Genomic DNA, 20304 nt, shown 5'->3' with positions numbered 1-20304 from the left:
GGGAGCTCAAATGATGCCGCTGCTCGAGGTCGAGAATCTCCAGGTCCATTTCCGCACGCCGACCGGCATCAACCGTGCCGTCGATGGCGTCTCCTTCCACGTCAACCCCGGCGAGACGCTCGCCATCGTCGGCGAATCCGGCTGCGGCAAATCGGTGACGTCAATGTCGATGATGCGGCTGATCCCGGAGCCGCCGGGCAAGATCGCGGGCTCGATCAAGCTCGAGGGCCGGGACATCCTGACTCTCTCCGATCGCGAGATGCGCGCGCTCCGCGGCAACGACATCTCGATGATCTTCCAGGAGCCGATGACGAGCCTCAATCCCGTGCTGACCGTCGGCCGCCAGATCGGCGAGACCCTGCGGCTGCATCAGGGGCTCGACCAGGCGCAGGCGGAAGCGCGCGCGGTGGAGATGCTGACGCTCGTCGGCATCCCCGAGCCGGCGCGCCGCGTGCGCGAATATCCGCACCAGCTGTCCGGCGGCATGCGCCAGCGCGTGATGATCGCGATGGCGCTGGCCTGCAACCCGAAGCTCCTGATTGCGGACGAGCCGACCACAGCGCTCGACGTCACCATCCAGGCGCAGATCCTCAAGCTGATGCTGGAATTGAAGCAGCGCGTCGGTGCAGCCATCATCCTGATCACCCATGATCTCGGCGTCGTCGCCGAGGTCGCCGAGCGCGTGATGGTGATGTATGCCGGCCGCAAGGTCGAGGAAGCGCCGGTCAGGGAGCTGTTCCGCTCGCCCCGCCATCCCTACACGCAGGGCCTGCTCGGCGCGCTGCCCAAGCTCGGCTCGTCGCTGTCGGGCGAAACCAGGCGTCTCGCCGAAATTCCCGGTCAGGTGCCGGACCTCAAGCAGCGCATCGAGGGCTGCGTGTTCGCCGGCCGCTGCGCGCTCGCGACCGATGTCTGCCGCCAATACGCGCCGGGTCTGGAGCAGAAGGCCAAGCATCACGTCGCCGCCTGCCATTTCGCCGCCAAGGAGCAGGCCGCCGCATGACCATGCCGCTGCTCCAGGTCAACGACCTCAAGAAGCACTTCCCGATCCGCAGCGGCCTGTTTGGGCGAGCCAAGAGCCGGGTGCACGCCGTCGACGGCGTGTCGTTCGAGATCGCGCGCGGCGAGACGTTGTCGCTGGTCGGCGAATCCGGCTGCGGCAAGTCCACCGTCGGTCGCGCCATCCTGCGGCTGTTCGACATCACCGCCGGGCAGATCGTGCTCGACGGCACGCGGATCGACGATCTCGGCCCGGGCAGCCTTCGCGAGATGCGCCGCCGCGTCCAGGTCGTGTTCCAGGATCCGTTCTCCAGCCTCAATCCGCGGATGCGGATCCGCGACATCCTGGCCGAGCCGATCAACAATTTCGGCCTCGCCAAGACTGCGGCCGAGCGCGATGCGCGCATCGCCGAGCTGATGGAGATCGTGCGGCTGCCGCGCGACGCCGTGAACCGCCGCCCGCACGAATTCTCCGGCGGCCAGCGCCAGCGCATCGGCATTGCGCGGGCGCTCGCCGCCAAGCCCGACCTGATCGTCTGCGACGAGGCGGTCTCCGCGCTCGACGTCTCCGTCAAGGCGCAGATCGTCAACCTCCTGCAGGACCTGCAGCGCGAATTCGGCCTCGCGCTGCTGTTCATCAGCCACGACCTCGCCATCGTCGAGCACATGACGCATCGCGTCGCCGTGATGTATCTCGGCCGCATCGTCGAGCTCGCCCCCAGACGGCAGATCTTTGCGTCCCCCGGCCATCCCTACACCAGGGCGCTTCTCTCAGCCGTCCCAATTCCCGAACCCGGCGCCGAGCGCACCCCGATCATTCTCAAGGGCGACGTTCCCAGCCCCGTCAACCCGCCCAAGGGCTGCCGCTTCAACACCCGCTGCCCGCTCGCATTCGACCGCTGCCGAATGGAGGCGCCCGAGCTGCGTCTGAAGGGCGAGGACCAGTGGGTGGCGTGCCATCTGGAGAATGCGTAGTTGTAGTAGCGAAGGGTGGGCAAAGGCGCTACGCGGCGAAAGCCGCGAAGCGACCTGCCCACTGCGCCCGGTGCGAATGACAGCTTGACGCACGAGACCGCCGCGCCAATCGTCATCGCGGGCGCAGCTCGCAATGACGGAGGAGAGATGGTGCGTTTCTCGCGCGGATATGGGTGCAGCGCGTAGCCCGCATGAGCGTCAGCCGGCGCGCGGCACGCGCGTCGGCGCCAGCGACATGCGGGGTCTTACGTGCCGTGTCGGCGAACCCGGATGTCGCTGCGCTCGTCCGGGCTAGGTGGCGACCGAACGAAACTTCGACGGCACGCGGCATCGCTGCGCCGCGCGTCGTCGCTGCAGATCGTGTCTTGAGGAATGGTACCGCAGCCGCGCGCGGTTGCGACCAGACGTCGGCTCACTGGGTACGGCTCTCGCCCGCTTCAGACTGCAAGCGACCGATTGAATTTCGTCCAGTAGAACGTCGCAAAGCGCGATCTGCGACAGCAGGGCGGCCTCTGTCGATCGGTGCGACGTCGGCCGATCGAGGTGCAGCTTTGCTGTGCGGATTCTGCTTAGCGATTTCAATACCGAATGATTGGACAGGTCGCCGCCTCGAATATCGGTCATTTTGCCTGCACCACCACTACACGAGATCTGTCGCATCAGGACCAATTTGGTTCAAAGCAATCGGTATGCCGCGAAGGGGGGCGCGAGCGGACAGCGCGACCTTGTGGGTCCCTCCGGCGTCTGCAAAGCAGCGCCCACGGACATCAATCGGCGGTTTACAGTCGGTTCCGAAATTGAAACTTGGCACGTTGAGTTGACGCTTTGCCTGCCTGATTGGCAACTTATCGCTCTTGGTCGAGCGATTGGCGACCTGCTGATGACCTATTGCAGCCGTGCCAGACTGGAAGACGCTCGCTGTGCCCGGCGAGGGGATGACCTGGTGCACCGCCACTGAACTGGTAATACCTACAAGATAACTAAGAGAATGCAACGTGACCGTCTTGATAAGCATGATTGGACTCACTTCATCTCGCCTCATATCGACAGGCGTGTGGACGTTGCCAGGTTCGCGTTGTGACAAGGGCATAAGTTCATCGCTTCGGTGACCTGCTTCGCAAGATCGAGAATCTCAAGCGCCGAGCGTCGCCGGTTAGGTGTGTTGGTGTTCCGAACATTATCGTCTCCCAAAAGTGCCGCGGGTCTCGGCTCGCTCGGTCACGTTCAACCCTGTCTGTCGCTGCGAGGATGCGCCTGGCGAGTCTTGATTTCGTGGTGGAGTTTTGCCCGGCCTTGGGCAGGGGATCACCGCCTCGTCCAGCACGGAACTCATGAGTTCCACTTCGCCGGGATGCCGGTTCCCGTGCCGCCACGTTCATCCCCTCTCTTACGGTCGCACTCGACAGAACCTGCTGCCTGCTCATCTCAACGAGATTGAAGCGCGTCGCGCGGCGATTTTGAAGTTATTCTCAAGTCCAAACTCTGCAAACGTTGCTCAGAATTAGCCGCAACACTAGCCAGTTACCTGCTCAAATTAACATGTGAGAAGTCGGGAACATGATCGAGCTGCGGCGCCTGGCCGCATGGCCGCCTGCCGCGTGACGGGAGTTTCTCGGAGTTGACTTGGATCAGTCGGGAGGACGTACTCTTCGGTATTCAAGCGAGCCGTGAGCGAGGACAGACCGATGAACTTGGACCGATCCGTGAGCCTATTGAGCCGGGCTCCCGTCATTCGTACGGACGATCCGGAGGCGATGGAGCACGCGTTGCGTACGGTCTATGGGGCAACGGGCTTCGCAGTCACCAAGGCAGATGGCTTCCTGGGGGTGGGCAACTATCTTCGGCTTGCGAATATCGGCCTCGGCTTTTGTGCCTATGGCGGGGCGAGGGCGGTCGTCAAGTTCCCGGAAAGCGACTACGCGCGCCTGCAAATTGGCCTCAAAGGCAGCGCTTTGACCGTTCTGAATCGCACGGCGATCGCGATAACCGAACGGCAGTCCTGCATAGTTGCGCCTGGCGAACCCAACAGGATTGTGTTCGAGCCAGGTTACGAGCAGCTCATTCTTCGAATAAGCGCGAGGGCGTTGGAGCAGACATTGACGACGCTGCTCGGTGCAAAGCCAGCCGGTGTCCTCAAGTTTGATCCCATAGCGGCTGCGGTGCAGCCGAACGCTCTGGTCTTGCGCGATCTGGCGATGTTTCTCGCTCATCAGTTGGATGCGACGGCGACAGAGCTGCCGCGCGCGGTGCTCGTCGAACTGGAGCAGGCTCTCATCGTTTCCTTCCTGTCGGCTCACCGCCACAATTTCAGCGAGCTGTTGGAGAGAGCCGAAAAGGATGTCGTGCCGCGCATCGTCCGGCTGGCCGAGGAGTATATCGAGGCTTCTTGGGACCGCGCCATCACGATCGAGGCGCTGGCATCGCAGACAGGCGTCAGCATCCGCGCGCTCTATACTGCGTTCAAGAAGAGCCGCGGATACTCGCCGATGGCGTTTGCGAAAACGGTGCGATTGCGACGGGCAAAGCAGATGCTCTCGGGGGCAGATCAGCGCACCTCCGTCTCTGCAGTCGCCTACAATTGCGGCTTCGGAAATCTCGGACACTTCGCAAGAGACTATCGCGAGATGTTCGGTGAGCTTCCATCCGAAACTCTGTTGCGCTCGCGACGAGCCGCCTAGCTCGCCTTACAGAAGCGTCGGTCAGGCCAGTCCCAATAGCGCTTGGGCAGCGGCGAAGCAAAGCGCGGGTCGCCAACTCAAGCTGAGAGCCAATCATGATGACGCCGTCCGACTGCGGCGAGGCGCTAAGAAGCGGGTCAGGTCTTTCGAATATTCTCGTCTCGTAGAAAGCGCCGCGCTTTTCAACTTGTTCGGGTCACGTTCACCTGACGTCGCTGCTGGATACGCGTAGCGAGCTTCAACTTCATGGCGGATATTCTCTCGGGGGTAGGCGGGAGGGTTGCCGCGTCGTCCAGCGTAGACCTCATGAGATGAGGCCAAGTAGTAATCTGGAAGGAAATTGAAGCGCATCGATGAAGAAGATGGAACTGCGACACCTCGCCGCTGACCGGTGTTTTCCCGGAGTATCAGTTCGGTCAAACCGAGGTACCATCTTCCGATGAACCTAGATCAATCCGTAAGCCTGCTGAGCCGCGCTCCCGTCATTCGTACAGACGATCCGGAGGCGATGGAGCACGCGTTGCGTACCGTCTACGGGGCAACTGGCTTCACAGTCACCAAGCCAGATGGCTTCCTGGGGGTGGGCAACTACCTTCGGCTTGCGAATATCGGCCTTGGCTTTTGTGCATATGACGGGGGAACGTCGGTCGTCAAGTTCCCGGAGGGCGACTTCGCGCGCCTGCAAATTGGCCTCAAAGGCAGAGCTTTGACCGTTCTAAATCGCACGGCGATCGCGATAACTGAGCGGCAGGCCTGTATAATTCCGCCGGGTGAACCGATCAGGATTGTGTTCGAGCCAGGTTATGCGCAGCTCATTCTTCGAATAAGTACGGGGGCGCTGGAAAGGTCGTTGACGACGCTCCTGGGCGCAAAGCCGGCTGGCGTCCTCAGGTTCGATCCCATGGCGGCTGCGGTGCAGCCGAACGCTCTGGTTTTGCGCGATCTGACGATGTTTCTCGCTCATCAGCTGGATGCGACGGCTACAGAGCTGCCACGCGCGGTGCTGGCCGAACTGGAGCAGGCTCTCATCGTTTCCTTCCTGTCGGCTCACCGCCACAATTTCAGCGAGCTGTTGGAGAGAGACGAAAAGGACGTCGCGCCGCGGATCGTTCGGCTGACCGAAGAGTATATCGAGGCCTCTTGTGGGCGCGCCATCACGATCGAGGAGCTGGCATCGCAGACAGGCGTCAGCATCCGCGCGCTGTATGCGGCGTTTAAAAAAAGCCGCGGATACTCTCCGACGACGTTTGCAAAAACGGTGCGATTGCGACAGGCAAAACAGATGCTCTCGGGGGCAGATCAGCGCACCTCCGTCTCTGCAGTCGCCTTCAATTGCGGCTTCGGAAATCTCGGACACTTCGCAAGAGACTATCGCGAGATGTTCGGTGAGCTTCCATCCGACACTCTGTCGCGCTCGCGGCGAGCCGCCTAGCTCGCCTGACAGAGGCGCCGGCCAGGACCATTCTCAAGAGCGCTGGGGCAGCGGCGTGCGGTAGGCAGGTTGTGCCTAGCGAAGCGTGCTGATGATGTCCGCAATTCGCGGCCAAGCTGAGCCTCCGCGCTGCGTCTGGACGCAAAGCGACCGAACTGCGACATTACAGGTGACGGGTCATAGTCATTGCGCTCGGCGGCGGACATGCTGCAGGGCGGGTCAAGGCGTGCACGCGACCATTCGCCGCTAGCGACATGCCATGGCGATTCACGCACCTCCCGCTCGGCGATGCGGGGCAGCGGCAACCCCCCGCTTGCCCAGCCTGCGATTGAAGGCTTCGCAGCCTGCGACCGGCCTGCCACACCAATACAGCCAATCGTCCATATGCCGTGCCGTCGCCGGGCGGGTGCATTGTCAGGAGACCTTATGGCGATTAAAGATTCCGGCCCAGACCGCGTCGGCGCCGCAAGCCCTCCCGCGCGGTCGCGCGTTCGATGAGGCCGCCATGCATCTTGCCCATGATCCCACAGCGCCGGCGGCAGCAGGGATCAGCTTCGACCAGTTCCTGGCCGTCGACATCCGCGTCGGCACCATCGTCGCGGCCGAGCCCTATCCGGAGGCGCGCAAACCGTCGCTGAAGCTGACCATCGATTTCGGGCCCGGCATCGGCACCAGGCGCTCCAGCGCCCAGATCGCCACGCTCTACGATCCGGCCACCCTGGTCGGCCGCCAGGTGGCCGGCGTCGTCAACTTCCCGCCGCGCCAGATCGGCAAGTTCATGTCCGAGGTGCTGACGCTCGGCTTTCCCGATGAACAGGGCAACGTCGTGCTGTTCCAGCCCGACAAGCGCGTGCCGAACGGCGCGCGGCTGTTCTGACGCGCGGAGAGCCGACCGCCATGGATATGCTGCTCGAACCTGTTACGCTGCCGCCGTTTCCCGAAGGCCTCAGGATTTCGCTCAGGCAGATGCATCTTCTCCAGGCTCCCATGGGCGGCACCCTGGTGACCGGCGGCGCCACCTTCCGCGTGTTCGCGCCGCATGCCAAGGCGGTCTACGTCTCCGGCCCGTTCAACGACTGGGCGCAGGACGCGAGCTGCCGGCTGGCGCCGATCGGCAACGGCCATTGGGCGATCTTCGTGCCGTCTCTGAAGGACGGCGACGCCTATATGTACTTCGTTGAGGGTGAAGGCAGCTCCGGCTACAAGCGCGATCCGCATGCACGGCTGCTCACGGTCGATCCGCCGTTTCCGCAGGCGCATTCGGTGCTGCGCAATCCGCACGCCTTTCCCTGGCACGACACCGACTACACGCCGCCGCCCAACAACGAGCTCGTGATCTATCAGCTCCATGTCGGCACCTTCGACATGAAGGCGGGCAATCCCGACGGCTGCTTCTTCGACGTGATCGAGCGCGTGCCGCATCTGGCGAAGCTCGGCGTCAACGCGATCGAGCTGCTGCCGGTGCAGGAATTCCCCACCATGTTCAGCATGGGTTACAACGGCACCGACCTGTTCAGCCCGGAGAGCGAGTACGGGGAGGCAGAAGACGCGCATCTCGCGGCCTACTTCAAACGCACCAACGAGATCCTCGTCGCAGCCGGCGCGACACCTTACGCCGATATCGGCGTGGTGCGTCACTGTGACGACCAGCTCCGCGCGCTGATCGACGTCTGCCATGTCCATGGCGTCGCCGTGCTGTTCGACGTCGTCTACAACCACGCCGGCGGCGGTTTTGACGAGAGCAGCATCTGGTTCTTCGACCGTCAGGCCTATGGCGATCCCAATCGCAGCCTGTATTTCACCGATCAGGGCTGGGCGGGCGGCCAGGTGTTCGCCTACTGGAACGCCGACGTGCGGCGGTATCTCGTCGACAACGCCGTGATGTTCTATCGCGAGTATCACGCCGACGGCCTGCGTTTCGACGAGGTCAGCGTGATGGACCGCTTCGGTGGCTGGGCGACCTGCCAGCAGCTCACCGAAGCGCTGCGCGCGGAGAAGCCGGATGCGATCCAGATCGCGGAATACTGGCCGGTGAACCCGTGGGTGGTGAGGGACATCGCGCATGGCGGCGCCGGCTTCGATGCGACCTGGAGCGACGGATTGCGGCTCGCGGTGCGCGGCGCCGTCGCGAGCGCGGCCGGCGGCGCGGGCGCCGTCGTCCCGATGCAGCCGATCGCCGCGGCGATCGCCGATCTCAGCCTCGACAAGCGCTGGCGCGCGGTCAACTCGATCGAGAACCACGACATCGTCTATGCGGGCCGCGAGCCGCGCATCCCGCGCCTCGCCGATCCCGTCGACAGCCGCTGCTGGTATGCGCGCAGCCGCAGCCGCGTCGCCACGGGCCTGTTGCTGACCGCGCCGGGCATCCCGATGCTGTTCATGGGCCAGGAACTGTTCGAGGACAAACCATGGAGCGACACGCCGAACCCCGACGCGACGATCAGTTGGGCGCTGCTCGACGGCGAGGACAAGATCACCGCTGATGCGATCCGCTTCACGCGCGAGCTGATCGCGATCCGCCGCACCCATCCGGCGCTGACCGCGGAGGGATGCGCCATCGTCCACGTCCATGACGGCAACCGCGTGCTCGCCTTCCACCGCTGGGACGGCCAGGGCGACGACGTGATGGTGATCGTCAGCCTCAGCGAGACGCCATGGCGCGACTACGCGATCGGCTTTCCGGCCGCGGGGCAGTGGAAGGAGGTATTCAACAGCGACGTCTATGACAACTGGGTCAATCCGGATGTGGTTGGTAACAATGGCTCGGTCACCGCAGGCGGCCCGCCGCTGCACGGCCAGCGCAGCTCGGCTGACGTGACGATTCCGGCGAATGGCGTGCTGGTGTTCGCGAGGGAGTGACGGACGCGTAGCCCGGATGAGCGCAGCGATATCCGCGGTCCCACGACTGTTGCGATGATCCCGGATGTCGCTGCGCTCATCCGGCCTACGAGCTTCGCCGTGTGGCTACACGATCAACCGCCCCTGGCGCTCCGCGATCCCGATCACCGCTTCCGTGCCCGCATTGAAATCGAGGTGATCCGCCTCGATGCCGTCGGAGAAAATGACGCCGTTCTCGGGCATCAGCGAGCGCAGGCGCAGTGTTTCGGCGCCGTTCAGTCCTCCGCAGACCAGGGATGTCTGTGACGTCTTGCTCGGGAACGGCTCGCGCACGGCAAAGCGCAAGCTCCGGGCGTCCCAGGGCAGGGCGGTGTAGTCGCCGCCCGTCGTGGGGCTGCCGAAGTTGCGGGCGATCGCCAGCGCGCCGGTGACGATGCTCTTGAACCACGCAGTCGAGCCGAGTCCGGTCGCGACGATCAGGCCGCTGGAGGACTGCCGCTCCTGATGCTCGCGGGTCGCGATCTCGTAGCGGGCCGAGACATGCGTGCGCGCGCCGATGAAGAGGTCGTTGACCGCATGGAGCACCTGGCCGTCGGCGAGGCTCGCGCGCGCCATGGTCACCGTCTTGGCCGCGCGCCGGTCGGCAGCAACCTCCGGCAGCAGGTTCGCGAGATCGGCCGGCGCGAACGGCAGCAGCACGCCGTCATGCCGGGCCGCGTCCGGGTTCAGGCCGAGCAGCGGCTGGCCGTCGAGATATTTCATGGTGTTGGCGACGAGCCCGTCGGGGCCGAGCGCCGCGACGATGTCGGCGGGGCCGAAGATGAAGTTCGGCAGGAAGCCGCGGTCGACGATCTGGTAGCGGCCCCAGCGCTCCAGCGTCTGGACGCTGGTCAAGCGCGCGGCCTGGTAGGCCGCGTGCTCGCGTTCGTAGTCGGAGAAGTCGGCGCCGAGATGCTCGACATAGAAGCGGGCCTGGTCCGCGGTGAGGAATCTGGTGATCAGCTCCTCGAGCCGCGTTCTCCTGACAACCAGCACCACCTTGCGGTCATTGCCGGACACGGGCGGCCTCCGCGGGCTTCTGCATCAGGCTGTTCAGGAGCTCCGGCGAGACGTTCAGCTGCCCGATCTTCTCGGCCTTTTCGGCGAGGCCCGAGAACGCCTGCGCGATCAACTGGCCGGGTTGCATGCCGGTGGCGGCGAGCGCCTGGATCACGCGGGTGTCGACGCCCTCGAAGATCTTCATCAGCGCGCCGACGCGATAGGCTTCGGCATCCGCCAAAGTGCGGGTGTTCGCCGCATTCAGCGACACGAAATCCTTCCGCTTGGCCTCCAGCCCGATATCGGCGACCATGCCGGCCTCGCGCAGCTCGTTCTTCTTCGCGGCGACGCTGGCCTCCGCATCCATCTGCGTCTCGCGGATCGAGCGCTTCTTCTGCTCGACCGCGATCTCCGTGTCGAGCTCGCTCTCCCGGATCGCCCGCTCGCGCTCGACGGCGAAATTGCGCCGCGCGAAGATGGCTTCGTCCGCGGTCCTCAGGATCGCCTCGCGCGCCTCGGCCTCCAGCGCCTTGGCGGTCTCCGGCGTCGGCTTCACCGCGCGCACGGCGACGCCAAGGATTTCCAGGCCCAGCGCCTCGATGTCGGCGCGCCGCTTCAATCCGGCCGCAATCGTCTCGGCGATGCGGTCGGAGGCACGCAACGCCTCTTTCAGGGTCATGTCCTTGACCGCCTGCTGCGCCAGCACCTCGACCGCGCCGAGCACGCGCTGCGGCAGCTCCTCCGAGTCATCGGACTCGTAGGTCTTGCCGTCGCGCTTGAGCGTGAAGTTGAGCATCGCCGCCGCCTTCCTCGGCTCGCCGATGCGGTAGGTCACCTGGCCCTGGATCGTCAGCGTCTGAAAGTCGCGGGCGATCTGCTGGAAGATGAAGGCGGCGTCGCGGCTGCCGATGGGGATCGCGACCAGGGAAGTGGCGGGCCCGTAATAGAAGGTGGAGAGCCCGGCACCTTCCTCGACCACGCTGCCGGCGCGGTACTTGAGGAGATAGGTGGTGGGTTGGGCCTTGATGAAGCGTAAGCCGAACATGGCGGCCTCCTGACGTTCAATGGATAAGTGTGTCACGCCAACTTAGTAAGTTGGACAGTACAACTAAGTATGCTAGTGTCAAGGGACAAATTCGGGGGCGGACGGTATGGCAGCACGGCAGGGGCAGGGCGGCGGAGCGGCTGCGAGAGCGGGCGGACTGGATTTTCCGCGGCCGCTGACCACGGTGGACATCGTCATCTTCACGATCCGGCTGGAGGCGCTGCACGTGCTGCTGGTGCGGCGCGGCCACGGCGAGGGAGAGCCGTTCCCGGACGCGTTTGCGCTCCCGGGCGGCTTCGTCGATGTCGACAAGGATCGCGATCTCGAAGCCTGCGCGCGGCGCAAGCTTGCCGAGAAGACCGGCGTGATCAGCACCTATCTGGAGCAGCTCGGCAGCTGGGGCAGTGCGCACCGTGATCCGCGCGGCTGGTCGGCGACGCACGCGTATTTTGCGCTGATCCCGGCGTCAGCGGCGGAGGCCGCGCTCGCGGCCGATGCGCAATGGTTTCCGCTCGTGGGCATGAGCGTGAAGCCGAATCTCGCGTTCGATCATGCCGAGATCCTGCAGGCCGCCGTGCAGCGGCTGCGCAACAAGGTCGAGTACACCTCGCTGCCGGCCTATCTGATGCCGGAGGAGTTCACACTGCCCGAGCTGCAGCGGACTTACGAGATCGTGCTCGATCGTCCGCTGGAAAAGAGCGCCTTTCGCACCCGCATGCTCTCGGCCGACCTGATCGAGCCGATCGCCAAGATGCGCAAGGGGCCGAACCGTCCGGCGCAGCTCTATCGGCTGAAGGCGGCGGCGGCGCCGGTGTATTTCGCCAGAACGTTCAACGCGCCGGATTGACGGCGTGGTCGCCTCTTCCAGCCCCGCATGAGCGAAGCAACATGCGGGTCTCACGCGGAGTCTCGGAGAACCCGGATGTCGCTGCGCTCATCCGGGCCAAACGGCTCCATCTCTCGCCGGTCAGGCCGAGAAATCCACCACCAGCGACTTGCTGGTCGAGCTCGACGAGCTGGTGCCGCTGGCGCTGTACGAGGAGGTCGTGCTGCTGTTCGAGCTCTGCAGCGCCTCGAGCAGCTTCTTCAACAGCTCCTCGACCTGGGATGAGGACGATGAAGACGACGAGGAGGAGGTGCTCGACGTGGTGTCGGTGCTGGACTCATCGCTCGGCGGGGCCGGCGGCGGACCGCCGGCGCCACCTGCGCCGCCCGGACCGCCGGAGAAGGCGTTGGCAAATACGTTCTTCAGCTCGGTCGCCTGGTCCGAGGTCAGCTTGCCGCTGTCGACCTCACTCTGGATGAGATCGTCGATCTTCGACTGCATCTCCTTGGGCGACGGCGGCGCGCTGGAGCTCGACGATGACGACGAGCTGCCGCTCTGCAATGCGGAATCGATGTCGTCGAGCGCCGAGGACAGCGCAGTCTGGTCGGCGGAGCTGACCTTGCCGGCCGAGACTTCCTTGGTGAGTTCCTGCTTGAGCAGGTCGAGCGGCGAATATCCGCTCATGGAGGATGCAGAGATCGACGTCATGGCGTGCTCCGGGGTGCGACATCAAACCTGCGCCCAGGTGCGACCGGAACGCTTAACAGCTCCTTGTTCCGTGTTTCTGGATGTGTCCCGCCGCAGGCTGCACACAAAACGAAGCAAGAAAGTCAGCATGGCTGCGTAGCCCGGATGAGCGCAGCGACATCCGGGTTCGGCACGAGCGCGGGTGGAGACCCCGGATATCGCTGCGCGCATCCGGGCGACGGTCCGCGGCAAGGCGGCATGCCGCCAGCGCAGTGCTCCGGCGCGGGAAATGGTGTATCCGCGGGTGACAGGCGGGGCTCTCGCTCGGGATGTCCGCCACAAGGAATAAAGCTCCCGGAGGAACTCCATGTCGGCCCTGCCGCTTTCTGGCATCAAGATTCTCGATCTGACCCGCGTGCTGGCCGGACCGCTGTCCGCGCAGATGCTGGCCGATCTCGGCGCCGAGGTGATCAAGATCGAGCGGCCCGGCACCGGCGACGATGCGCGCGCGTTCGGTCCGCCCTACCTCAGGGACCCCGATGGCAAGGCCAACAACAACAATTCCTTCTACATCTGCGCCAACCGCAACAAGAAGTCCGTCACGGTCAACATCGCCTCGCCGGAGGGGCAGGAGATCATCCGCGCGCTCGCCAAGGACTGCGACGTGTTCATGGAGAACTACAAGGTCGGCGATCTCAAGCGCTATGGCCTGGACTATGAGGCGATCCGCGCCGTCAATCCCGAGGTGATCTATTGCTCGGTCACCGGCTTCGGCCAGACCGGGCCGTATGCACCGCGGGCGGGCTACGATGCGATCTTCCAGGCCATGGGCGGGCTGATGAGCGTGACCGGCCACATGGACGGCGAACCGGGGGCGGGGCCGATGAAGGTCGGTCCCTCGATCGTCGACTACATGACCGGCATGAACACCTCGATCGGCATCCTCTCCGCGCTGTATCACCGCGACGTCAATGGCGGCGGCGGCCAGCACATCGACGTCTGCCTGTTCGACACCGTGATCGCCTCGCTGTCGCACTATGCCCAGATCTTCCTGATCAACGGCAAGTCGCCGCCGCGCCGCGGCACCTGGGGCAATGGCGGCATGCCGGCCGGCGTGTTCCGCTGCACCGACGGCGAATTGATGCTGGTGGTCGGCAACGACGCGCAGTTCGCGCGCACCTGCGCGGTGTTAGGGGCGCCGGAGCTCGCGACCGATCCCAAATTCCTCAAGAACAACGACCGCGTCGTCAACGGCAAGGAGATCATGGCGATCTTCGCCGGCCTGTTCCTGAAGAACTCGGTGACGCATTGGCTGGAGGAGCTGGAGAAGGCGGGCGTGCCGTGCGGGCCGGTCAACGATTTTGCGCACGTGTTCGCCGATCCGCATGTCCGCTCGCGCGGCATGGAGGTGAAGGTCGAACACCCGTTCGAGCCGCATCTGTCCCTGATCCGCAACGCGCTGACCTTCTCCGGTACCCCGATCACCGAGTATCGCGCGCCGCCGCTGCTCGGCGAGCATACGCAGGACGTGCTGTCGGGGCTCGGCTACGACGCGGCGAAGATCGCGGCGCTGAAGCAGCAGGGCGTGGTGTAGCTCCTCCGGATCCCCGCTCTCTCCGTTTGTCATTCCGGGGCGCGCGTAAGCGCGAGCCCGGAATCCATAGCCACAAGCGGTCATGGTAGAGCGAGCTGGACGTGGCCGCTGTCTCCGAACGACTGCTGTTCGTGGTTATGGATTCCGGGCTCATTCGCGCTGTTTCAAGATGGCTTCGCCATCTTGCGCGCGAATGCCCCGGAATGACAGCGGGAATGGAGCAGGCGGACGCGCGGCTATCGCGTGCGGTGATGCCTATGCCGCTTCGATTTGGGGCGGTGATAGCGCGGCTCTGCCACGTATGGGGCAGGCGGCGGCGTGCCGAGCTGCTGCCGGGATTCCTGCAAGCGGCGCTGATAGCCGGGCGAGTTCATGATGCTGGCGGCGGCGCCGCGCGCCAGCGCCGGCTCGCTCGCCATCATCATGGCGAGCGCACTGGCCGCAGCGGCCAGGATCAATCGCGAACGGACCGTCATCGGGCGAGTTCCATTGTCATTGGTGGCGACGTCATCTGTGGCGATCGGCGCTCAGCGCGCTGCAATCCTGGCCTTCGACTTTGCCGCCTGATCGCGCGTGGTCAAGCCGAGCACGGCGCCGCGCACCACCCGCGCGATCACATCCTCGACATCGTCGAGGTCGCATCGGCCGTCGGAGAGCTTGGTGAGGCGCTCGCTCTCGCGGATGGTGTGATGCGCCATGGCGAGCGCAAAATGCAGGCCCCAGAACAGATCGACCTCGGAGCTGTCGGGCAGGGCGCGCTGCATTGCGCCGGCGAATTTGCGCAAATGGTCGATTTCCTTGGTCTTGATGCGGCGAATTGGCGGCACCGATTCGATCGAGGCGCGGATCATGAACTGCGCCACCGCCGAGCGTTGGTTCTCAGGGCCAAGGCAGCCGCGCAGGATCGGGCCCACGAGGGCGCGCAGGATGTCGGAGATGTCGGCGCGACCGCCGCCCGCATCCTCGGCTTCACGCAATTCGCGCAGGCGCTCGCGGTTGAGCGCGATCGAGCGGGTCACGAACAGTTCGGCGATCAGCTCGTCCTTGGAGCCGAAATGATAGTTCACCGCGGCGAGATTGACGTTCGCCTCCGCCACGATGTCGCGCAAGGTCACGTCGGAGAAGCCGCGTTCGGCATAGAGCCGCTCGGCGGCGATCAGGATCGCAGTCCGGGTCTGGTCGGTCGCCATGCTCGTCCTCCCGAACGATGAAGCGGGGTGGGAGTTGCGTTTCAAACAATTGTATGAAACTATTGTTTGAGACGGCCGCAATGTCAATCACGGTTCTTCCGTGGGGCGACATTTCGGCGCTGCAGCGACGGTTCGCGCGGTCGTGTCGCGCAAGATCACACTTGCACGGACGCCGTGGGCGGGCCGACACTGCGGCCAAAGTTTCAGAGGAAACACCCAAGGAGAGTCCCATGGACTTCACGATGTCGGCGAAGCAGCAGGAATGGCTGGAGCGCGTGCGCAGCTTCATGACCAAGCATGTCCGCCCGGCGGTGCCGATCTACAAGCAGCAGGACGCCGAGGGCGACCGCTGGAAGGTGATCCCGATCCTGGAGGACCTCAAGGCCAAGGCGAAGGCGGAAGGCCTCTGGAACATGTTCATGCCGCCGTCGCCGCATGAGGACGACGAGTTCCGCGGCGCCGGCCTCACCAATCTCGAATATGCGCTGCTGTCCGAGGAAATGGGCCGCATCTCCTGGGCGTCCGAGGTGTTCAACTGCTCGGCGCCCGACACCGGCAACATGGAAGTGTTCATCCGCTACGGCACCAAGGAGCAGAAGCGCAAATGGCTGCGCCCGCTGATGGACGGCGAGATCCGCTCGGCCTTCCTGATGACGGAGCCGGCGGTGGCCTCGTCGGATGCCACCAACATCGAGACGCGGATCGTGCGTGACGGCGATCATTACGTCATCAACGGCCGCAAATGGTGGTCGTCGGGCGTCGGCGATCCCCGCTGCAAGATTGCGATCCTGATGGGCAAGACCGATCCGTCGGCCGCCAAGCATCAGCAGCAGTCGCAGATCCTGGTGCCGCTCGACACCCCCGGCATCAAGGTCGAGAAGATGCTGCCGGTGTTCGGCTTCGACGACGCGCCGCACGGCCACGCCCAGGTGCTGCTCGAGAACGTCCGCGTTCCTGCGGAAAACATTCTGCTCGGCGAGGGCCGCGGCTTCGAGATCGCGCAGGGCCGTCTCGGTCCGGGCCGCATCCATCACTGCATGCGCACCATCGGCAAGGCCGAGGAGTCGCTGGAGAAGATGGTGCGCCGGCTGATGACGCGCCAGGCCTTCGGCAAGAAGATCATCGAGCATTCGGTGTGGGAGCAGCGCATCGGCGAGGCCCGGACCAACATCGAGATGTGCCGGCTATTGTGCCTCAAGGCGGCCGACATGATGGACAAGGTCGGCAACAAGACCGCACAGGGCGAGATCGCGATGATCAAGGTCGCTGCCCCCAACATGGCGCTGAAGATCATCGACGACGCCATCCAGGCGTTCGGCGGCGCCGGCGTGTCGGATGATGCGGGTCTCGCCAAGGACTACGCCAACATTCGCACGCTCCGTCTTGCCGACGGCCCGGACGAGGTGCACAACCGTGCCATTGCCCGGCTCGAGATGAAGAAATACGCCAACGAGCCGCGGCATTGAGCGTCGACTTCTAGGGTGGGCAAAGCGTCCGTCGCCGCGCAGAGCGCGGGGGCGGATGCGTGCCCACCCACTTTCGAGTTCAAGCCAACATGGTGGGCACGCTTCGCTTTGCCCACCCTACGAATTCTAATGCCGAGCGGTGACTCACCACTTGCGTCATTCCGGGGCGACGCGCAGCGTCGAACCCGGAATCCAGAGATGGGTCCGCCAAGATAGAGATTCCGGGTTCAGCCCTGCGGGCTGCCCCGGAATGACGAACACGTGAGAAGGGAGCCTCGTCGTGGCCGACGGCGTCAAGAAGGACGAAGAATTCTCCGGCACCAAGCCGGTCGAGGAGCGGCATCGTTTCGACGAGGCCAAGCTCGCGGCCTGGATGGCCGAGCATGTCGAAGGCTATCAGGGCCCGCTGACCGTGCTGCAGTTCAAGGGCGGCCAGTCGAACCCGACCTATCGTCTGAACACGCCGGCGCGTTCCTACGTGCTCAGGCGAAAGCCGTTCGGCAAGCTGCTGCCGTCGGCGCACGCAGTCGATCGCGAATTCCGCGTCATCGCCGCGCTCGGCAAGCAGGGCTTTCCGGTCGCCAAGGCCTATGCGCTGTGCAACGACGACAGCGTCATCGGCGCTGCCTTCTACATCATGTCGATGGAGGAGGGCCGGGTGTTCTGGGATCCGACCCTGCCGCATGTCGCAGCGCCCGAGCGGCGCGCGATCTTCACCAGCAAGATCGAAACCTTGGCCAGGCTGCACAGCTATGATCCGGCGGCGATCGGCCTTGCCGACTTCGGCAAGCCCGGCAACTACTTTGCCCGCCAGGTCGACCGCTGGACCAAGCAATATCGCGCCTCCGAGACCGAGCATCTGCCGGAAATGGAGAAGCTGATCGAGTGGCTGCCGCGCACCTTGCCGGCGCAGCAGCGCGTCTCGATCGTGCATGGCGACTACCGGCTCGACAACATGATCTTCCACGCGACCGAGCCGCGCGTCATCGCGGTGCTCGACTGGGAGCTGTCGACGCTTGGTGATCCCATGGCGGACTTCACCTATTTGCTGATGCAGTGGATCATGCCGGGCCTCGACGGCGTCGACCTGAAAGCGCTGAACATCCCGACCATGGAAGAGGCGGCGGAGATCTATCGTGGGGTCACCGGCACCGAGCTGCCCGATCTCAACTGGTACTTCGCCTACAATCTGTTCCGGCTCGCCGGCATCCTGCAGGGCATCATCGGCCGCATCCGCGACGGCACCGCCGCCAACGACAAGGCGATCGAGTCGGTCAAGCGCATGGTGCCCATGACCAAGCAGGCCTGGTCCTATGCGCAGAAGGCGGGGGCGGTGTAGTCTCCTGTAGCCCCGGATGAGCGAAGCGACATCCGGGGTCTCACGCGCTGCGGCGATGAACCCGGATGTCGTTTCCGCCCATCCGGGCTACGAATTCCGCGCGCCGGCTAGGGCCAATCACCGCCCACCGCCGCCACCGCCGCCACCACCACCGCCGCCACCGGCCGTGGTCATCGCGCCGCTGTAGCGCGGATCGGTCTGCTTCATGTAGATCGGCGAGGTGTCGCGGCTCTGACGGCGCATGGCTTGCTGCACCTGGACCTCGGTGCCGCAGGCTGTCCAGGAGACGAGCTCACAGCCCGGCCACTGGAATTCACGGGCGCTTGCGTTCGTCACCGGCGAGCCAGCCGCCGTGGCGGCCATCAGGGTGAGCAGCGCGAGCTTCGATAGTCTCGACATGTTAACCATCCTTCGTTTCGGCGAGGCCGGAATGGTCCGCTTGCGAGGTTCGACGGCGGCTCGGAGAAGGGGGTTCGAGGACGTGGGCGTAAAAAATCGCCGGTCATTAGGGGGGCATGCTTGAACCCGAGCGTGGCTCATGGCGACGCGATGGTCTTGCCGCCACGCTCCATGGACACGGGTTGGTCCGCGCGGCGCATTGACCTGACTGACGGGAGCTTGACCACGACGGGCGCGCGCAGTTAGGAAACGGTCGTCGCAGGCCATCTCGCAAGAATGTCCCGCGAGCGGAGCTTTGCTGCCATGTCGCCGGTTTCGATTCGCCCGGATCTCGAGGTCGATCCCGCAACCGCCGATGCGATGCTTGCGCGCGCGGAGATCGACGCGCGGGTCGCTTCGGTGTCGCTGTTGCATGGTGGGGAGATCAGTGCCGTGTATGCGCTGGCTCTGCAAGGCAGCCAGCCGTCGCTGGTGCTGAAGATCTATCCTGACAGCATGAGCTGGAAGATGCGCAAGGAGGCGCGCCTGCTCGATCTGGTCCGGGACCGCCTGCCGGTGCCGGCGCCGCGGCTGCGCGCGGCGGACGCCTCGCGCGAGCTGATCGGCCTGGACTACGTGGTCATGAGCCGGCTCGACGGCGATCCGCTCGGTCCTCTCGAACAAGCGCTGTCCGCGCCGGAGCGGCGTGAGGCTTTCGAGCAGCTCGGTCGATTGTCGCGTGCCTTTCACGACATTGCGATGGATGCGTTTGGCTACATCGGCGCCGACGGCATCATGTCGGGCCATGCCGACAATCGTAGCTATCTCACCTCCCAGTTCGAACGCAAACTGGGCGAATTCCGCAGCCGCGGCGGGCCGGCTGATCTCGCCGCGCGCATCGCGCGCCAGGTGGCCGACGCGAGTGATCTGTTCGCCGCCTGCGGCGCGCCGGTGCTGTGTCACAATGATCTTCATCCCGGGAACGTGCTTGCGCGCGTCACCGGGGGCCGGGTCGAGCTCACCGGTGCGGTCGATTTCGAGGGCGCGCTGGCCGGCGACCCGCTCAAGGATGTCGCCAAGGCGATCTACTATCTCTCGCCGGAGCAGCGCGAGGCGTTTCTGGGCGGCTATGGTCCGATGAGCCGAACGAAGATCGAGCCGACGCTCGCGATCTATCGTCTGCTGTTCTCGCTGGAGCTGTGGTGCTGGTATCGGCAGTTTGGGGCGGCCGAAAAGCTCGCGCCGCTCATCGAGGACCTCGACCGCCTTGTGAGCGGCTAGAGCATGATCCGGAAAAGTGGAAACCGGTTTTCCGAAAGGATCATGCTCAAACAAAAAGAGATGAGATCATGATGCGTTTCCTTGGAAGCGCATCGTGATCCAGGTCCGTTCGGCCAACGCTTGCCCGTCGGGCAAATCGGCATGTGCGAGCGTGGCGTTGTCGGCCCCGCGCAGGCTGCGGTTATGACTGCAATCATCGTCGCCGATGAAGAAAGTTCGCGAGCGCGGTCAATGTGATGGTCTCGTCCAGTCCGGAAGGCTAAAAGATTTTGCTTTCGCTTTTTCGGAATTTATGATCTGATGCGCCCATCCCGTCCCACCGAAGGGGCGTTGCGCGCGATCGTCACGACACGCGGGGCGGGAGCGGTGGCCGCGATCATGTCGCAGCGTGTCCGGAGGGATGCGCGGACGAACGGCATGGCGCGGACGTGAAGTCGCAGCGTGCTGGCACCCCGATGCTGGTGCTACGTCGCGACGGCGCTTGCGCGCCGCGCGGACAATGGTGGCCAGAAAGCCCGGCGCACCAGGCAGACTGCGT

The 20304-nt window shown here is 64.6% G+C and carries 18 protein-coding genes; 11 read left to right on the top strand and 7 right to left on the bottom strand.

Going from position 1 to position 20304, the window contains the following annotated elements; genetic code table 11:
- Positions 1-13: 13 nt before the first annotated feature.
- Together QW861_RS04110 and QW861_RS04105 are read left to right on the top strand one after the other, a co-directional pair.
- On the top strand, positions 14-1003 hold the full coding sequence (locus QW861_RS04110) for an ABC transporter ATP-binding protein (protein ID WP_316192786.1): 990 nt from the start codon (positions 14-16) through the stop codon (positions 1001-1003).
- Complete coding sequence (locus QW861_RS04105) at positions 1000-1974, top strand: oligopeptide/dipeptide ABC transporter ATP-binding protein (protein WP_315749538.1); 975 nt, start codon at positions 1000-1002, stop codon at positions 1972-1974. The genes QW861_RS04110 and QW861_RS04105 overlap by 4 nt, the downstream gene beginning before the upstream one ends.
- A gap of 640 nt (positions 1975-2614) precedes the next feature.
- On the opposite strand, the gene QW861_RS04100 is transcribed toward QW861_RS04105, so the two are convergent.
- Complete coding sequence (locus QW861_RS04100) at positions 2615-2989, bottom strand: hypothetical protein (protein ID WP_315749541.1); 375 nt, start codon at positions 2987-2989, stop codon at positions 2615-2617.
- A gap of 670 nt (positions 2990-3659) precedes the next feature.
- Here QW861_RS04100 and QW861_RS04095 point away from each other — a divergent pair.
- The 4 genes from QW861_RS04095 to QW861_RS04080 all read left to right on the top strand — a co-directional run bounded on the left by QW861_RS04095 (position 3660) and on the right by QW861_RS04080 (position 8943).
- A complete protein-coding gene (locus tag QW861_RS04095) occupies positions 3660-4652 on the top strand; it encodes an AraC family transcriptional regulator (RefSeq protein ID WP_316185876.1) in 993 nt (330 codons plus the stop codon).
- Positions 4653-5091: 439 nt separating this feature from the next.
- Positions 5092-6084, top strand: a complete 993-nt coding sequence (locus QW861_RS04090) for an AraC family transcriptional regulator (protein WP_316192736.1) — start codon at positions 5092-5094, stop codon at positions 6082-6084.
- 505 nt (positions 6085-6589) lie between these two features.
- Positions 6590-6961, top strand: coding sequence for a tRNA-binding protein (locus QW861_RS04085; RefSeq protein ID WP_316164528.1), 372 nt, complete (start codon positions 6590-6592; stop codon positions 6959-6961).
- A 20-nt stretch (positions 6962-6981) separates the two neighbouring features.
- Entirely contained in the window at positions 6982-8943 is a 1962-nt protein-coding gene (locus QW861_RS04080) for an alpha amylase C-terminal domain-containing protein (protein ID WP_316192735.1), read from the top strand.
- A gap of 105 nt (positions 8944-9048) precedes the next feature.
- Here QW861_RS04080 and QW861_RS04075 read toward each other — a convergent pair whose 3' ends face one another.
- Positions 9049-9981: a sugar kinase gene (locus tag QW861_RS04075; protein WP_316192734.1), complete on the bottom strand. Its 933-nt coding sequence runs from the start codon at positions 9979-9981 to the stop codon at positions 9049-9051.
- Complete coding sequence (locus QW861_RS04070) at positions 9968-11005, bottom strand: SPFH domain-containing protein (RefSeq protein ID WP_316192733.1); 1038 nt, start codon at positions 11003-11005, stop codon at positions 9968-9970. Before QW861_RS04070 ends, QW861_RS04075 begins: the two co-directional genes overlap by 14 nt.
- Before the next feature lie 106 nt (positions 11006-11111).
- Here QW861_RS04070 and QW861_RS04065 point away from each other — a divergent pair, with 106 nt between their 5' ends.
- Positions 11112-11852 carry an NUDIX hydrolase gene (locus QW861_RS04065; protein ID WP_316192732.1) on the top strand — a complete coding sequence of 247 codons (741 nt, stop codon included), beginning with the start codon at positions 11112-11114 and terminating at the stop codon, positions 11850-11852.
- Between the two features lie 120 nt (positions 11853-11972).
- Here the strand turns inward: QW861_RS04065 and QW861_RS04060 are convergent, their stop codons facing one another.
- Positions 11973-12539, bottom strand: a complete 567-nt coding sequence (locus QW861_RS04060; protein WP_316192731.1) for a hypothetical protein — start codon at positions 12537-12539, stop codon at positions 11973-11975.
- A gap of 346 nt (positions 12540-12885) precedes the next feature.
- Between QW861_RS04060 and QW861_RS04055 the strand changes: the two genes are divergently transcribed.
- Positions 12886-14112, top strand: a complete 1227-nt coding sequence (locus QW861_RS04055; RefSeq protein ID WP_316192730.1) for a CaiB/BaiF CoA-transferase family protein — start codon at positions 12886-12888, stop codon at positions 14110-14112.
- Positions 14113-14348: 236 nt separating this feature from the next.
- Here the strand turns inward: QW861_RS04055 and QW861_RS04050 are convergent, their stop codons facing one another.
- Together QW861_RS04050 and QW861_RS04045 are read right to left on the bottom strand one after the other, a co-directional pair.
- A complete protein-coding gene (locus QW861_RS04050; RefSeq protein ID WP_315749556.1) occupies positions 14349-14588 on the bottom strand; it encodes a hypothetical protein in 240 nt (79 codons plus the stop codon).
- A gap of 51 nt (positions 14589-14639) precedes the next feature.
- Positions 14640-15302 (bottom strand): TetR/AcrR family transcriptional regulator, encoded by a 663-nt coding sequence (locus tag QW861_RS04045; RefSeq protein WP_316164536.1) that lies wholly within the window; start codon positions 15300-15302, stop codon positions 14640-14642.
- A gap of 230 nt (positions 15303-15532) precedes the next feature.
- On the opposite strand from QW861_RS04045, the gene QW861_RS04040 reads away from it, so the two are divergent.
- Positions 15533-16768, top strand: a complete 1236-nt coding sequence (locus QW861_RS04040; protein ID WP_315749560.1) for an acyl-CoA dehydrogenase family protein — start codon at positions 15533-15535, stop codon at positions 16766-16768.
- A 280-nt stretch (positions 16769-17048) separates the two neighbouring features.
- The gene (locus QW861_RS04035; RefSeq protein ID WP_315714587.1) at positions 17049-18107 is read left to right on the top strand and encodes a phosphotransferase family protein; all 1059 of its coding nucleotides are present in this window, start codon (positions 17049-17051) and stop codon (positions 18105-18107) included.
- Between the two features lie 117 nt (positions 18108-18224).
- Here the strand turns inward: QW861_RS04035 and QW861_RS04030 are convergent, their stop codons facing one another.
- Complete coding sequence (locus tag QW861_RS04030) at positions 18225-18506, bottom strand: hypothetical protein (RefSeq protein WP_315749562.1); 282 nt, start codon at positions 18504-18506, stop codon at positions 18225-18227.
- 303 nt (positions 18507-18809) lie between these two features.
- Between QW861_RS04030 and QW861_RS04025 the strand changes: the two genes are divergently transcribed.
- Entirely contained in the window at positions 18810-19766 is a 957-nt protein-coding gene (locus QW861_RS04025; protein ID WP_315749563.1) for an aminoglycoside phosphotransferase family protein, read from the top strand.
- The last annotated feature ends 538 nt before the right edge of the window (positions 19767-20304 follow it).

The sequence above is a fragment of the Bradyrhizobium sp. SZCCHNRI1029 genome (genome assembly GCF_032487555.1).
Lineage (GTDB): Bacteria > Pseudomonadota > Alphaproteobacteria > Rhizobiales > Xanthobacteraceae > Bradyrhizobium.
Note: the sequence above shows the minus strand (reverse complement) of the source record. Positions and strands in the feature narration are given on the sequence as shown.

Excerpts from the sequence above, each read along its gene's own strand:
- QW861_RS04110 (WP_316192786.1), top strand. The coding sequence starts at position 14 with ATGCCGCTGCTCGAGGTCGAGAATCTCCAGGTCCATTTCCGCACGCCG.
- QW861_RS04105 (WP_315749538.1), top strand. The coding sequence starts at position 1,000 with ATGACCATGCCGCTGCTCCAGGTCAACGACCTCAAGAAGCACTTCCCG.
- QW861_RS04100 (WP_315749541.1), bottom strand. The coding sequence starts at position 2,989 with ATGCTTATCAAGACGGTCACGTTGCATTCTCTTAGTTATCTTGTAGGT.
- QW861_RS04095 (WP_316185876.1), top strand. The coding sequence starts at position 3,660 with ATGAACTTGGACCGATCCGTGAGCCTATTGAGCCGGGCTCCCGTCATT.
- QW861_RS04090 (WP_316192736.1), top strand. The coding sequence starts at position 5,092 with ATGAACCTAGATCAATCCGTAAGCCTGCTGAGCCGCGCTCCCGTCATT.
- QW861_RS04085 (WP_316164528.1), top strand. The coding sequence starts at position 6,590 with ATGCATCTTGCCCATGATCCCACAGCGCCGGCGGCAGCAGGGATCAGC.
- QW861_RS04080 (WP_316192735.1), top strand. The coding sequence starts at position 6,982 with ATGGATATGCTGCTCGAACCTGTTACGCTGCCGCCGTTTCCCGAAGGC.
- QW861_RS04070 (WP_316192733.1), bottom strand. The coding sequence starts at position 11,005 with ATGTTCGGCTTACGCTTCATCAAGGCCCAACCCACCACCTATCTCCTC.
- QW861_RS04065 (WP_316192732.1), top strand. The coding sequence starts at position 11,112 with ATGGCAGCACGGCAGGGGCAGGGCGGCGGAGCGGCTGCGAGAGCGGGC.
- QW861_RS04060 (WP_316192731.1), bottom strand. The coding sequence starts at position 12,539 with ATGACGTCGATCTCTGCATCCTCCATGAGCGGATATTCGCCGCTCGAC.
- QW861_RS04055 (WP_316192730.1), top strand. The coding sequence starts at position 12,886 with ATGTCGGCCCTGCCGCTTTCTGGCATCAAGATTCTCGATCTGACCCGC.
- QW861_RS04050 (WP_315749556.1), bottom strand. The coding sequence starts at position 14,588 with ATGACGGTCCGTTCGCGATTGATCCTGGCCGCTGCGGCCAGTGCGCTC.
- QW861_RS04045 (WP_316164536.1), bottom strand. The coding sequence starts at position 15,302 with ATGGCGACCGACCAGACCCGGACTGCGATCCTGATCGCCGCCGAGCGG.
- QW861_RS04040 (WP_315749560.1), top strand. The coding sequence starts at position 15,533 with ATGGACTTCACGATGTCGGCGAAGCAGCAGGAATGGCTGGAGCGCGTG.
- QW861_RS04030 (WP_315749562.1), bottom strand. The coding sequence starts at position 18,506 with ATGTCGAGACTATCGAAGCTCGCGCTGCTCACCCTGATGGCCGCCACG.
- QW861_RS04025 (WP_315749563.1), top strand. The coding sequence starts at position 18,810 with ATGTCGCCGGTTTCGATTCGCCCGGATCTCGAGGTCGATCCCGCAACC.